This is a genomic window from Pseudoalteromonas sp. B62, assembly GCF_037162565.1.
Taxonomy (GTDB): Bacteria; Pseudomonadota; Gammaproteobacteria; order Enterobacterales; family Alteromonadaceae; genus Pseudoalteromonas; species Pseudoalteromonas fuliginea.
In genome coordinates this window covers 2,892,114-2,907,352 of record NZ_JARLVB010000002.1, presented here as the reverse complement: position 1 = coordinate 2,907,352, position 15,239 = coordinate 2,892,114, and the positions used below count along the sequence as shown (strand labels likewise).

General features: G+C 39.4%; 11 protein-coding genes and 2 pseudogenes. 3 read left to right on the top strand and 10 right to left on the bottom strand.

The features are described from left to right. Nucleotides 1-19: 19 nt before the first annotated feature. The 10 genes and pseudogenes from P4S71_RS17545 to gyrA form a co-directional block, all read right to left on the bottom strand. Complete coding sequence (locus P4S71_RS17545; protein WP_337151148.1) at nucleotides 20-394, bottom strand: hypothetical protein; 375 nt, start codon at nucleotides 392-394, stop codon at nucleotides 20-22. A 91-nt stretch (nucleotides 395-485) separates the two neighbouring features. After that, nucleotides 486-1,189 (bottom strand): annotated as a pseudogene (gene pyrF, locus P4S71_RS17540) (orotidine-5'-phosphate decarboxylase). A 187-nt stretch (nucleotides 1,190-1,376) separates the two neighbouring features. After that, on the bottom strand, nucleotides 1,377-2,513 hold the full coding sequence (gene lapB / locus P4S71_RS17535) for a lipopolysaccharide assembly protein LapB (protein ID WP_007376595.1): 1,137 nt from the start codon (nucleotides 2,511-2,513) through the stop codon (nucleotides 1,377-1,379). 2 nt (nucleotides 2,514-2,515) lie between these two features. Further along, nucleotides 2,516-2,796 (bottom strand): annotated as a pseudogene (locus P4S71_RS17530) (lipopolysaccharide assembly protein LapA domain-containing protein). A gap of 21 nt (nucleotides 2,797-2,817) precedes the next feature. Beyond that, nucleotides 2,818-3,105, bottom strand: a complete 288-nt coding sequence (gene ihfB / locus P4S71_RS17525; protein WP_337151146.1) for an integration host factor subunit beta — start codon at nucleotides 3,103-3,105, stop codon at nucleotides 2,818-2,820. A 66-nt stretch (nucleotides 3,106-3,171) separates the two neighbouring features. Continuing rightward, a complete protein-coding gene (gene rpsA / locus P4S71_RS17520) occupies nucleotides 3,172-4,839 on the bottom strand; it encodes a 30S ribosomal protein S1 (protein ID WP_002961176.1) in 1,668 nt (555 codons plus the stop codon). A gap of 95 nt (nucleotides 4,840-4,934) precedes the next feature. Next, the gene (cmk, locus tag P4S71_RS17515; protein ID WP_337151145.1) at nucleotides 4,935-5,645 is read right to left on the bottom strand and encodes a (d)CMP kinase; all 711 of its coding nucleotides are present in this window, start codon (nucleotides 5,643-5,645) and stop codon (nucleotides 4,935-4,937) included. Between the two features lie 106 nt (nucleotides 5,646-5,751). Next, on the bottom strand, nucleotides 5,752-7,029 hold the full coding sequence (gene aroA, locus P4S71_RS17510) for a 3-phosphoshikimate 1-carboxyvinyltransferase (RefSeq protein ID WP_337151144.1): 1,278 nt from the start codon (nucleotides 7,027-7,029) through the stop codon (nucleotides 5,752-5,754). Next, nucleotides 7,029-8,111, bottom strand: a complete 1,083-nt coding sequence (gene serC / locus P4S71_RS17505; RefSeq protein ID WP_337151143.1) for a 3-phosphoserine/phosphohydroxythreonine transaminase — start codon at nucleotides 8,109-8,111, stop codon at nucleotides 7,029-7,031. The genes aroA and serC overlap by 1 nt, the downstream gene beginning before the upstream one ends. A gap of 157 nt (nucleotides 8,112-8,268) precedes the next feature. After that, entirely contained in the window at nucleotides 8,269-10,968 is a 2,700-nt protein-coding gene (gene gyrA, locus P4S71_RS17500; RefSeq protein ID WP_007376601.1) for a DNA gyrase subunit A, read from the bottom strand. A gap of 176 nt (nucleotides 10,969-11,144) precedes the next feature. Between gyrA and ubiG the strand changes: the two genes are divergently transcribed. The 3 genes from ubiG to nrdA all read left to right on the top strand — a co-directional run bounded on the left by ubiG (nucleotide 11,145) and on the right by nrdA (nucleotide 15,228). Beyond that, nucleotides 11,145-11,855, top strand: a complete 711-nt coding sequence (ubiG, locus tag P4S71_RS17495; protein WP_337151142.1) for a bifunctional 2-polyprenyl-6-hydroxyphenol methylase/3-demethylubiquinol 3-O-methyltransferase UbiG — start codon at nucleotides 11,145-11,147, stop codon at nucleotides 11,853-11,855. 27 nt (nucleotides 11,856-11,882) lie between these two features. Next, entirely contained in the window at nucleotides 11,883-12,533 is a 651-nt protein-coding gene (locus P4S71_RS17490) for an HAD family hydrolase (RefSeq protein WP_337151644.1), read from the top strand. Between the two features lie 412 nt (nucleotides 12,534-12,945). Further along, a complete protein-coding gene (gene nrdA, locus P4S71_RS17485; protein ID WP_337151141.1) occupies nucleotides 12,946-15,228 on the top strand; it encodes a class 1a ribonucleoside-diphosphate reductase subunit alpha in 2,283 nt (760 codons plus the stop codon). The last annotated feature ends 11 nt before the right edge of the window (nucleotides 15,229-15,239 follow it).

Genomic DNA, 15,239 nt, shown 5'->3' with positions numbered 1-15,239 from the left:
AAATATTAATGAAAGTGTATCAACCTAAAATATACTTATAAGGTAAAGTGCATTGCGTATATTGCCTGGAATAATCAAGCGCATCTTCTTTAGTTTCTAGATTAAGTGGTGCTAAACGAAATACCTTTTTGTCACAGTCTTGTTTTCGCTCATCGTGATTATCAACACATTCACTTATACTAATATTATGGTTACTTAAGACGCCTTCATTTTTATAACATAAATGATAAGCGTAATCAGCCATCGTCTTTTTAAAATCATATACGTTAATAGGGTAGCTAGAAATAATATCTGTAACCTTTGTCACGCCATCATAAGCTTTACTTGAAAGAACATACTTGTTAACTAAAAAAACCGCAATAATAATGAAAACCAAACCAAAAAACGACTTCAAAATAGATCCCCTACTGAATTTTGATACTATTAATGTAGCATAATATACCAATTAAGTAAGGGCATAGCACTTAACAACTACTTTTATTGAATTAAGCAATGGACTTGTTAATATCAGTTAATACTCTCAAAGGGTTTTCAGATTGCGTTATAGGCCGTCCAATCACTAAATAATCACTACCAGCATCAATGGCTTGCTTAGGTGTCATGATACGCTTTTGATCGCCTGCTGCACTCCCTTCTGGACGAATACCTGGAGTGATAAGTTTAAAGCTTTCCCCCAGCTCGGATTTAAGTACCTCAGCTTCTTGTGCTGAACATACAACACCGTCAAGTCCAGCCTCTTGAGCAAGTTTAGCTAAATAGATAACTTGCTCTTTCGCCGGCTTATCAATACCTAAACGCTCAAGCTCTTTTTCATCCATGCTTGTTAAAACAGTCACAGCAATTAGCAAAGGTGCTTTATCACCAAATTTTTCTAGGGCCATTTTAGCTTTATTCATCATTTCAAAGCCACCAGATGCATGTACATTAACCATCCATACTCCCATTTTTGCAGCTGCAGTCACAGCCTTTGCAACTGTATTAGGAATGTCATGAAACTTTAAGTCTAGGAAAACATCAAAGCCTAAATCAATTAGTTCTTTAACAAAAGTAGGACCAAAATAAGTAAACATCTCTTTGCCAACTTTAAGGCGACATGTCTCTGGTGAAAGTTGCTTAACAAAGTCTAGAGCTATTTGTTGATCGTCGTAATCTAATGCTATAAGAATTTTTTTGAGTGTTCAAAAGACATAACTATCCTAATGTATGGCTATAAAGTAACTATAAATAGATCTAATGCGATATCTTCAGCAGGTGATTTTAAGTGTTGATAAATGAAATTTATATAGACTGTGTTTTACAAAAATTTCAACTAAGTAAACACTCAGTTTAATTTGCTAAAATGATCATCTTTAAATCCAGTATTATTAAAGGGGTTATTAAAATCCGTCTAATCCTCTGCTTGGAACAATAGTTTCCCAATGTTTACAAGAAGGGCAATTCCAATAAATCGTGTAGCTAGTAAAGCCACAGTGCTGACATTGAAAGTCAGGTTTAGTCGCTATGTAAGAAGTAACCAATTTATCAATTTGATTCAGTACTTCTTTTGTGTTTTTGTTTTGATCACCCATCAATTGCAGTAAAAAACTAAAACCACGAATAGTAGGTTGACGTTTTAAACTATCAGTTAAAAAATCAAAAGCTTGTTTTGTATGCCCTTGTTCTAGCAAAGCTTGGCAGTGTTTTATTTTTATTAATACACCGCCCTTTTCTAACAAGTCACCTACTAGCTCATGAAATTGATGCGTTAAATTTAATTGTTTATAACTATGTGCGAGCTGATCAATAAATAGCGGAGCAAACAAAGTAAATTGAGTAACAAGTTCACGCCAGTAATAAATTGCTTTAACGTAGTCTTCTTTTATATAAGCCAATAAACCTAATTCGTACAGAGGACGCACTGCTTTATAATTTAAGCTAATTGCTTTTCTCATTAATTGTGGATTATCATCACTCAGAGCAGATTCGCAATAAAAATTAGCAATAGCTTTGAATTGCTGTTCTTTAGAAAATAACTCGCTATGGGCTTCAAACATATTAATACCTTTTTCCCATTCGCGAGTTTGCGAATACAAAGTTATAATAGGTTCGAGCGCTTCAACATGCCCTGCTTTAACTAGCCAGACTAAATGTTCTTCAGCACCATCAAGTAAACCAGCCATAATATAGTCTTCAGCAAGTTCTAAACGGCTTGTTGCAGCTTGTTGTTCATTTAAGCTTGGGTGTTTTAAAAGTAGTTCATGGATTTTTATTGCGCGGTCTAGTTCACCTCGACGGCGAAACATAGTGGCAAGTGTAGAATAGTGCTCGACTGAATCAGCCGAAACTTCAAGCAAGTTAATTAAATGCTCTAAGCCCTGGTCTTCTTCTCTATCGAGTAAAAACTTTAAGCCTTTACTGTATTCAGAGGTAATCTGACGATTAAGTAAGTGAGCTTGGTTTTTAGCACTGTTTTTCCCCATAATCCAACCGTAACCGGCTGCAACAGGGAGTAATAAAAACAAAAGCTCAATCATAATTAAATGTCTTTATTAGCAGCAAGCTTTTTTTATCTTCTTCAGGTACTAATAACTTTTTCAACCGATAGTTTTGCCACTTCAATTGTGAAAATAATTTAAAGCTAATAAAAAAACCGATCAAAACACCCAGTAAAAAGCAAATACTTATTATTACAGCTAAAGGTAATGTATTACTGGCAATAATATAATTAATTTGTACTAATTGTGGATTTTGAGAACCCAATACAAATGCGCTAATTAGGCATAGCGCAACCAGAATAATTTTTAAGACCTTAAACAAGTAACTACTCCACTAAGTTAACTAGGCAATACTTTCATTCACGCGGTCGCGTAATTCTTTACCCGGTTTAAAATGAGGTACATGCTTTCCGTCAAGCTCAACTGTATCGCCAGTCTTAGGGTTACGACCTGTGCGAGGAGCACGGAAATGCAAAGAGAAACTACCAAAACCTCTGATCTCAATACGATCTGAAGTAGATAATGAGCCGGCCATTTGTTCAAGAATTTCTTTTACAGCATTCTCAACATCTTTCACTGGAACCTGTGCGTGTTGTTCCGCAAGTGTTTCTATCAATTCTGACTTAGTCATATCGTTTCCTTAAAAAGAAATATAGGAAGGGCAAAAAATGCCCTTCCAACTAAAACTAATTATATATTAGTCTTTTTGTGCATTTGCGAAAGCAGCTGCCATTGCGTTTTCAAACACTGGCTCTTCTTTCTTAAGCTTCTCTAGTACTTCTTTCTCTTCTGCTTCGAAAAGAGCTTTTACAGATAAGCTTAAAGTGCGGTTCTTACGATCAACACCAACGTATTTAACTTCAATTTCGTCGCCTACAGAAACAACAGTAGTTGCATCTTCAACGCGTTCTTGAGCGATATCAGCTACACGGATGTAACCTTCAACGCCCTCAATAAGTTCAACAGTTGCGCCTTTCGCATCAACTTCAGTCACTTTACCTTTAACAATAGCACCTTTTTTGTTTGCATCAAGGTAGTTATTGAATGGGTCAGCTTCGATTTGCTTAACACCTAGAGAGATACGTTCACGCTCTGGGTCAACTTGCAATACGATAGCAGTGATTTCGTCGCCTTTCTTGAATTCACGTACAGCTTCTTCGCCAGGTGTATTCCAAGAAATATCTGAAAGGTGTACAAGACCGTCAATACCGCCGTCAAGACCGATAAAGATACCGAAGTCAGTGATTGATTTGATCTTACCAGTAACTTGATCGCCTTTGTTCTGTAGACGAGCAAATTCCTGCCAAGGATTAGCAATACATTGCTTAAGACCAAGAGAAATACGACGACGTTCTTCGTCAATTTCTAAAACCATAACTTCAACAGTGTCGCCAAGGCTTACAACTTTTGAAGGATGGATGTTCTTGTTAGTCCAATCCATTTCAGAAACGTGTACTAAACCTTCAACGCCTTCTTCGATTTCCACGAAACAGCCGTAATCTGTAAGGTTAGTAACACGACCAGAAAGTTTAGAACCTTCTGGGTAACGACCAGCGATAGCTGCCCATGGATCTTCACCAAGCTGTTTAAGGCCTAGAGATACACGAGTTTTATCTTTGTCGAATTTTAGAACTTTAACTGCGATTTCGTCGCCAACATTAACGATTTCTGAAGGGTGCTTAACACGCTTCCAAGCCATATCAGTAATGTGTAGTAGACCATCAACACCACCAAGGTCAACGAATGCACCGTAGTCAGTAAGGTTCTTAACGATACCTTTAACTTCTTGACCTTCAACAAGGTTAGCAAGAAGCTCTTCACGTTCTTGTGAGTTTTCAGATTCGATAACTGCACGACGTGAAACAACAACGTTGTTACGTTTTTGATCAAGCTTGATTACTTTAAATTCAAGCTCTTTGCCTTCAAGGTGAGTTGTGTCACGTACTGGACGAACATCAACAAGTGAACCAGGTAGGAAAGCACGGATTGAATCCACTTCAACTGTGAAACCGCCTTTAACTTTACCGTTGATAACACCGGTAACAGTTTCTTGCTCTTCACATGCTTTCTCAAGACGGATCCACGCTTCGTGACGCTTCGCTTTCTCACGAGAAAGGATAGTTTCACCGAAACCGTCTTCAATTGCATCTAGTGCAACATCTACTTCGTCGCCAACAGCAACTTCAAGTTCACCAGCAGCATTTTTGAACTGCTCTGCAGGGATAGCACTTTCTGATTTAAGACCAGCATCTACAAGTACAATGTTATTCTCGATAGAGATTACTGTACCTTTAACAATAGAGCCTTGCTCTGCTTCAAAACCCTTTAAGCTTTCTTCAAATAACTGCGCAAAATTTTCTGACATACGAATATACGTCTCATATATTAATACCAATAAGCAACCATGCTGCATGGGGTTGTTAAAATAGCACTGGCATCCTGCTGGCGCATAAAATGTGTTTAGCTTCGTTTAGGAAGCTTACCTTCAGAGATAGCAATATCCAATAAAGTTATTACCTTATCAAACACTTGCTGTGCATTAAGATCGCTAGTATCGATCTCAATAGCATCCTCTGCAGGTACAAGCGGAGCAACGGCACGATTCATATCGCGCTCGTCACGAGCTTGAATGTCCTGTAATAGACCACTCAGTGTAACATCAAGGCCGCGCGTATTCAACTCAACAAAACGCCTACGAGCACGCTCTTCTGCACTTGCTGTTAAATAAATTTTTAACGGCGCATCTTGAAAAACCACAGTCCCCATATCGCGACCATCGGCAATTAAGCCACTTTCAGTACGAAACGCTCGCTGGCGACGTAATAATGCTTCACGAACGCGAGGTAATGCTGCAACCTTTGATGCCGCAGCGCCTACTTCTTCATTACGAATAGTAGTCGTTACATCTTCGCCTTCTAAAATAACTTTCCCTGCATTAGTTTGGCTATCTACCAAAAACTGCACATCTAAATTTGCAGCAAGAGGGACAAGCCCTTCTTCATTGTCTAATGCAATTTGGTGATGAAGTGCAGCTAAAGATAAAACGCGATAAATCGCACCGCTATCTAATACATCCCACCCTAACTTGTCGGCTAACAAGCGACAAACAGTTCCTTTACCTGAACCACTTGGGCCATCAACGGTGATCACGGGCATTAATAACGCCTGCATTTAAACCTCCTGCAATGCACACCTAAATAAACCGCCATATTATACGCCAGTTATAAAAATATATCTGCTATTAGTGTGTAACTTTTTATAATTAGTTATAAAAGCCCTATTCACTGACTGACGCTAAAACATTGAAAAATTTAGGGAATGTCTTATAAGTACACTTTGGATCATTAATCGTTATAGGTTTCCCGCCAACCGCAACCATGGCAAAGCACATGGCTATACGGTGATCGTCGTAGGTATCTATTGCTACATCATTGAAATGTTCAGGTGGTGTAATTTCTATAAAATCATGCCCTTCTACAACTTTTGCACCTACTTTTCTAAGCTCAGTTGCCATTGCATATAAACGGTCTGTTTCTTTTACTCGCCAGTTATAAATGTTACGAATGGCAGTTGGACCTTTAGCAAAAAGAGCAACTGTTGCGAGTGTCATAGCTGCATCAGGAATTGCATTAGCGTCAATATCTACGCCTTTTAATTCGCCTTTGCGAACAACTAAACGCTCATCATACCAATCGATTTTCGCGCCTACTTGCTCCATTACTTTGGCAAAGCCTATATCACCTTGAACCGATTTAGCACCTACACCTTTAATCTCAATTTCACCACCCGCTATCGCAGCTGCAGCAACAAAGTAAGAAGCAGAAGACGCATCCCCTTCAACCATAATTCGATCGAGTGATTGATACTGTTGACCACCTTTAACTTTAAAAGTTGCATAATTACTGTGTTCAACATTAACACCAAAACGTGCCATTACATCAAGCGTAATATCAATATATGGTTTAGAAACCAAGGTACCTTTAATGGTTATATTTGTATCACCACTAAACAAAGGTGCAGCCATTAGTAATGCAGTTAAAAATTGACTTGAAATACTACCGTCAATTTCAACTGAGCCGCCCTTAATTTGCCCACCCATAATCTTAAGTGGTGGATAGTCTTTATGTTTAGTATAAGTAACATCACCACCCAATGCTTGAAGAGCATCAACTAAATGCCCTATTGGACGCTCTTCCATGCGCGGCTCGCCTACTAACTCATATTCACCAGTAACAGCAGCAAGTACAGCCGTTAAAGGTCTGTAAGCAGTGCCGGCATTCCCTAAAAACAATGGCTCGCTAGGCGTTTTAAATACGCCACCAACGCCGTTTACTGTCGCGACTGTTCGCTCATCATTTAAAGTTACATGCACACCTAATAATTTTAAAGCACCTAACATATGGCGTATATCATCGCTATCAAGCAAATTTTCAACAACGGTAGTACCGCTTGCCAGTGCTGCTAAGAGCAAAATCCTATTCGATAAGCTCTTTGAGCCTGGTAGGGTTACCGTGCCATTTACTTTTGTAATTGGTTCTAAACGAAGCTGTTCCATTAACTGTGCTCCTTAGCAAAGGCAGCCATAAAGTCTACTAGGGCTTGAACACCTTCAAGTGGCATTGCGTTATAAATGCTGGCGCGCATACCGCCCACTATTCGGTGCCCTTCAAGTGCAAGTAAACCCGCTTCGTTAGATTCAGCAACAAATTTGCTATTTAAGCTTTCATCATTCAACCAAAAAGGAACATTCATACGTGAACGACAATGCTTAGCAACAATATTTGAATAAAAATCAGAGTTATCGATAAAATCATACAGTAAATCTGCTTTAGCAATATTTTGTGCTTCCATGGTTTTTACACCACCATTGCTTTCAAGCCATTCAAATACTTCAGCAGCTAAATACCATGCAAAAGTAGGTGGCGTGTTAAACATGCTACCCTGTTTTGCTTCAAGGGCGTAATCTAAAATACCAGGCTTTGCTAGCCCTTCACGCTCAAGTAGTGTTTTACGAACAATAACGATTGAAATACCCGATGGACCGATATTTTTTTGCGCACCAGCGTAAATTAAATCAAATTTGTTCACGTCTATTTCGCGAGATAAAATAGTCGATGACATATCAGCAACAATCGGCGCAGTTGGGTGACTCGGTACATCAAAAATCTCGAGTCCATCTACCGTTTCGTTAGGGCAATAATGAATGTACGCCGCATCTTCTGGTAATTCCCAGTCAGCAACGTCTTTAATTGAAAATTCACCATCAGCATCATTACGTACATCCGTAAAAGACGTTTGAGTGAACTTATTCGCTTCATCTCTGGCGCTTTTCGACCATACGCCATTTTCGCAATAAAACGCTGTTTTGCCTTCTTGGTGCAAATTTAAAGGAACAGCACTAAATTGGCCACGACCGCCACCGTGCATAAACAACACTTCAAATTCATCACTGATATTCATTAAGCGGCGAAGACTCGCTTCACACTTTGCAGTTAATGCTAAAAACTCTTTGCTGCGATGGCTCATTTCCATTACAGAAACACCCAAGTCTTGCCAATCTAGAAACTCTTTTTGCGCTTTTTTCATAACCGCTTGCGGAAGCATAGCCGGTCCCGCACAAAAATTATATTTACTCATTACCTTTGCCTCATTCCAGTAATTTAACTACTAAGCATGAACGTATAATCCCCATCCACTCAACCTTACGATTTTAATGAATGAATATAATTTCACACTCTATTAATTTTTTCAACAACATTAAAAAAAGCGGCCAAGGCCGCTTTTTCAATATCAATTATTCTGAAGGAGGATTATCATCCGCTACTTCATCAATAACCGTATCTACAGTTTCAACGTCTTCAATATCAATCAAGTCACTTTGAGTAACTTCAATCTCTTCTATACGTTGTAAACCAACTACTTGCTCTTCGTCAATAGTTCTGATCAAAATAACACCTTGAGTGTTACGTCCAACCGTAGAAACTTCATTAACACGAGTACGTACTAAGGTACCACGATTTGAAATAATCATTATTTCATCGTTGTCGTCAACTTGCACAGCACCAACAACAGCACCGTTACGTTCACTCACCTTAATTGATACAACACCCTGTGTTGCACGACTCTTCGATGGGTAATCTTCAAGTTGCGTACGCTTACCGTAACCGTTTTCAGTTACCGTCAGAATAGCACCGTCAGTTTTTGGTACAATTAACGATACTACGCGTTGCTCATCTGGCATTTTAATACCACGAACACCTGTAGCAGTACGGCCCATAGGGCGAACACCTTTGAAGCGAATCTCAGGGTTACCTTCTTCGTCTAATACTGGATTACCGTTTTCATCAACAACCGTTGTTTCTTCAGCTTCTTTAAAACGTACAACTTTACCTGCATCAGTGAACAACATAATTTCGTTGCTACCATCGGTAATATCAACCCCAATCAGGCTATCGCCTTCATTTAAATTAACAGCAATAATACCGCTTGCACGTTGACGACTGTAAGCCGTTAATGGTGTTTTCTTAACTGTACCAAATGCTGTTGCCATAAAGATGTATTTATCTTCTGCGTACTCGCGTACTGGCAATATAGCGGTAATTCGTTCATCAGCTTCAAGTGGTAACAAGTTAACAATTGGCTTACCGCGCGCTGCACGACTTGCCAGTGGTAACTGATATACTTTAAGCCAATATAAACGCCCGGCCGTAGAGAAACATAAAATAGTATCGTGCGTATTTGCAACGAGTAGACGCTCAATGAAATCTTCATCTTTCATCTTCGTTGCTGATTTACCTTTACCACCACGGCGTTGTGCTTCGTAATCAGACAATGCCTGATATTTCACATAACCTTCGTGAGAAAGCGTTACTACAACGTCTTCTTCGGTAATTAAATCTTCTAAGCTAATATCGTGAGCCGCTGCATTAATTTCAGTACGACGTTCATCGCCGTATTGTGCTTTAATTTCAACTAACTCATCACGAATAACTTCCATTAAACGCTCTGGCGTTGCCAAAATATGTAAAAGCTCAGCAATTAAATCTAATAGTGTTTGATATTCACTCAGGATTTTTTCATGCTCAAGACCTGTTAGCTTGTGTAAGCGTAAATCTAGGATTGCTTGGGCTTGTTGCTCTGAAATAAAATACTGACCGTCGCGAATACCTAAATCAGCAGCTAGCCAATCTGGACGTGCAACATTATCTTCGCCTGCTTTTTCAAGCATTGATTTTACATTACCTAATTCCCACGAACGTGCCGTTAAAGCAACTTTAGCTTCAGCAGGTGTAGGGGATTTACGAATAAGTTCGATAATAGGGTCAATGTTTGCAAGCGCAATAGCTAAACCCTCTAGCATATGTGCACGATCGCGGGCTTTGCGTAAATCAAATACTGTACGACGAGTTACTACTTCACGACGGTGAATAATAAACTCTTCTAGCATTTCTTTTAAGTTGAAACACTTAGGCTGGTTGTTAATTAACGCAACCATATTCATACCAAACACAGTTTGTAACTGAGTCTGCGCATACAAGTTGTTTAAAATAACCTCGCCTACGTCACCACGTTTGATCTCAATAACGATACGCATACCGTCTTTGTCTGATTCATCACGTAGTGCACTAATGCCTTCAATTTTTTTATCTTTAACAAGCTCAGCAATTTTTTCAATTAAGCGTGCTTTGTTAACTTGATAAGGAATTTCGTGAACGATAATTGTTTCACGGCCTGTTTTTTCATCCGTTTCAATCTCAGCACGTGCACGCATGTACACTTTACCACGGCCAGTTTGGTATGCTTGTTCAATACCTTTCTTACCGTTGATAATTGCAGCGGTTGGAAAATCTGGGCCCGGAATATAATCCATTAACTCAGTTATAGTTAATTCAGGATTGATTATAAGCGCTAAACAACCATTAATAACTTCTGTTAAGTTATGTGGTGGGATATTTGTAGCCATACCTACCGCAATACCTGATGATCCGTTAACTAATAAGTTAGGGACCTTTGTTGGTAAAACGTCAGGGATTTGTTCTGTGCCGTCGTAGTTAGGAACGAAATCAACCGTTTCTTTTTCAAGATCAGCTAATAGCTCATGCGACATTTTTGCCATACGTACTTCTGTATAACGCATTGCCGCAGCTGAATCGCCATCAACCGAACCGAAGTTACCTTGGCCATCTACAAGCATATAACGTAGTGAGAATGGCTGAGCCATACGAACTATCGTGTCATAAACTGCACTGTCGCCGTGTGGGTGGTATTTACCGATTACGTCACCGACCACACGGGCCGATTTTTTGTAAGGCTTGTTCCAGTCATTACTAAGCTCGTTCATTGCAAACAAAACGCGGCGATGAACAGGTTTTAAGCCGTCACGTACGTCTGGTAATGCACGTCCTACAATTACGCTCATCGCGTAATCTAAGTAGGAGTTTTTTAACTCGTCTTCAATATTGACTGGCAGAATTTCATTGGCGAGATCAGTCATTTGATATCACATTCCTTCAGTATCAGCTCTCAACGACCCGGTATTGGGGATTAAGAGTATTGTTATTATTTCTAACAGCCATGCTATCACAATTAATTTTAATTTACAGGCGCAAAACTTTGCGATTTACCAATTTAGCCCTATATAATGGCCTCAGATTGACGAGGAAGTATTTTATGACCGAACATCAAAATGTAGATCACGCAGAAATAGCAAAATTTGAAGCCATCGCCGAGCGTTGGTGGGACCTAGACGGAGAATTCAAACCTCTTCACGAAATTAACCCGTTACGTTTAGACTTTATAGCAAACAAAACGCAAGGCTTATTCGATAAAGAAACACTCGACGTTGGCTGTGGTGGCGGTATTTTAAGCCAAAGCATGGCGCGCATGGGTGCAAAAGTAACTGGCATCGACATGGGGCAAGAGCCTTTAACTGTTGCTAAGTTGCACAGTTTAGAAACTGGTATAAATGTAGATTATATAAAAGTGCCTGCTGAAGAGTTTGCTTCACAAAATCCAGAGCGCTTTGATGTAATAACCTGTATGGAAATGCTTGAGCACGTTCCCGACCCGGCATCTATCATTCATGCCGTAGCCGCACTAGCCAAACCAGGCGCAGACGTGTTTTTTTCAACCCTGAACAAAACACCTAAAGCATACTTATACGCTATTGTTGGTGCTGAAAAGCTTTTAAAAATGGTGCCTGAAGGTACACACGACCATAAAAAGTTTATAAAACCTGCACAGCTCATTGCATGGGCAGAGCAAGCGGGTTTAAAAGTTCGTGCAAGTACAGGCCTTTCTTATAACCCACTATCAAAGCAATATACGCTTAATAACGACGTTAGCGTAAATTACATACTTTATTTTGAGAAGTTAGCTTAATGGCTAACTCTCAAGCCCCCACCCCTTATTGAGTACGATGCATTTTTATTTGATTTAGACGGCACCCTACTCGACACTGCTGATGATTTAGGTGCCGCTTTAAACGCGGTGCTTATTAGCAATAAAATAGAGCCTGTTAGTAGTGATATATACCGTCCTGCGGCATCTAACGGCGCTGGCGCATTATTAGAGGCTGGTTTTAAAGCGTTGTGGGACAAACAACCCCAAAGCGATCTTATAAAGCAATTAGTTGACGAGTACGCTGCAAACATAGCAAATCACACACGCTGCTTCAGCGGAGTTGAATCGTTACTTATCGCCCTAGATCATAAAAAGATCAAATGGGGGATCATGACTAACAAACCAGGGTTTTTAACCGATCCTTTAGTTGCAGCTATTCCTGCTTTAAAAAATGCCAGTGTAGTAATAAGTGGTGACACTTTAGCAGAGGCTAAGCCATCACCTTTACCACTGCTGCATTGTGCAAAGCTTATGCAAGTACAGCCAAAGCGTTGTTTATACATTGGTGATGCACAGCGTGACATACAAGCAGGCAAAGCAGCAGGTATGCATACCGCGACTGCACTTTGGGGTTACATTCCCAGTGAAGGTGAGGCATTAAGCTGGAAAGCCAATTTAAACTGGCTAAGTCCAATTGATGGTTTTAACCATATATAGTGCTATGTTAATTAATAAACACTATATATTGTGATTGTGTTAGTTTTTAGGCAAAGCTTGCTGATAAAAAAAGCAGTCAAAATTTATTTTTTAAATGCGTAAATTTAGCAGATCATTAGTTGATTTTTGCATATTTCAACTTAAATGATTGTTCGAAGGTGAGTGTCTACTAACACAAATGCGTTATCCCAAAGTTATCCACAAACAGGGGCAATTATGTCCCTTGCAAAACAATGCAGACCACACTATCTTGTGATCTCTAAATTGAACAACACCAGATATTGTGGCCAAATGTTATTCAATTAAATTCACTAATTTGGTGAAACCTATAATAAATGAGCACTACACCTTGCTAATTTGAGGTGTAAACATTGGTCAAAATACATAATCCCCAAGGAATACAGGCAAAGCTATGAACCAACAGTTATCTGTAAGCAAACGTGACGGGCGTAAAGAGCCGCTTGATCTTGATAAGATCCATCGCGTTATTGAATGGGCCGCCGAAGGTTTAAACAACGTTTCGGTTTCGCAAGTTGAATTAAAATCACACATTCAATTTTACGATGGTATTCGTACCAAAGATATTCACGAAACCATTATTAAAGCAGCTGCAGATCAGATTTCAAAAGAATCGCCAGATTACCAGTATTTATCAGCGCGTTTAGCTGTATTCCACCTACGTAAAAAAGCCTATGGCCAATTTGAGCCACCACGTTTATTTGATCATGTAACTAAAATGGTTGAAGACAAACGCTATGATGCTCACTTATTAGTAGATTATACAGAGCAAGAATTAGATGAGCTTGATGCGTACCTTGATCATTCTCGCGATCTTAACTTCAGCTACGCTGCTGTAAAACAGCTTGAAGGTAAGTACCTCGTTCAAAACCGTGTAACAGGTGAAATTTACGAAAGCGCACAGTTTTTATATATTTTAGTAGCGGCAAGCTTATTTTCAGATTACCCACGTGAAACGCGTACTAATTACATTAAACGTTTTTATGATGCGGTATCGTTATTTAAGATTTCATTGCCTACACCAATAATGGCTGGTGTTCGTACCCCTACTCGTCAATTTAGCTCATGTGTATTAATTGAATGTGGCGACAGCCTCGATTCAATCAATGCAACATCATCAGCTATTGTTAAGTACGTTTCACAACGTGCGGGTATTGGTATTAACGCAGGTCGAATTCGTGCGCTAGGTAGCCATATTCGTAATGGCGAAGCGTATCACACTGGTTGTATTCCTTTTTATAAGCACTTTCAAACAGCGGTTAAAAGTTGTTCGCAAGGTGGTGTACGTGGCGGCGCTGCGACATTGTTCTACCCGCTTTGGCACCTAGAAGTAGAAAACCTACTGGTACTTAAAAATAATCGTGGTGTAGAGGACAACCGTGTTCGTCACCTAGATTACGGCGTACAATTTAATAAATTAATGTATTCTCGTTTAATTAAAGACGATTACATTACGTTATTTAGCCCATCAGATGTGCCTGGCCTTTATGATGCATTTTTTGAAGACCAAGCAGAATTTGATGCGCTTTACGTCAAATACGAACAAGACGAGTCTATCCGTAAAAAGCGTATCAAAGCCATTGAGCTTTTCTCTATGTTTGCCCAAGAACGTGCAAGTACTGGTCGTATTTACTTACAAAATGTGGATCACTGTAATACACACAGCCCGTTCATTGCTAAAGTTGCGCCTATTCGCCAATCTAACTTATGTTTAGAAATTGCATTGCCAACTAAGCCACTTAATAACGTAAATGACGAAGAAGGCGAAATTGCCCTTTGTACACTTTCTGCGTTTAACTTAGGTGCAATAGAATCACTTGATGAGCTTGAAGAATTAGCTGAGCTTGCTGTACGTGCACTTGATAACTTACTTGATTTCCAAGACTACCCTGTACCGGCTGCTAAAAATGCAACTATGGGACGCCGTACGTTAGGAATAGGTGTAATTAACTACGCATACTACCTAGCTAAAAACGGTAAACGTTATTCAGATGGCAGCGCGAACGCCCTGACTCACAAAACATTTGAAGCGATTCAATACTACTTGATGAAAGCATCTAATGAGCTTGCTAAAGAGCGTGGTGCATGTCCTAAGTTTAACGAAACAACGTACTCTCAAGGCATTATGCCAACTGATACGTACAAACGTGATTTAGATAAGATTTGTGATGAACCACTTCATCTTGATTGGGATACATTACGTGCAAACATTAAAGAGCACGGCATGCGTAACTCAACACTAAGTGCATTAATGCCATCAGAAACATCGTCGCAAATCTCTAACGCAACTAACGGTATTGAGCCACCACGTGGACATATTAGTGTTAAAGCAAGCAAAGATGGTATTTTAAAACAAGTAGTTCCTGAGTATGAACGCTTAAAAAATAACTATGAGTTATTATGGGATATCCCATCAAACGATGGTTACTTACAGCTTGTTGGCATAATGCAAAAATTTGTTGACCAAACAATTTCTGCAAATACAAATTATGATCCAAACAAGTTCGAAGGCGGTAAAGTACCTATGCAAGTCTTATTAAAAGACTTACTAAGCGCGTACAAACTAGGTGTTAAAACCTTGTATTACCACAATACTCGCGATGGCGCCTCAGATTCACAAGAAGATGCTCCAGAAGTGGAAGATGACGATTGTGAAGGCGGCGCGTGTAAAATATAACTGCTGATTTT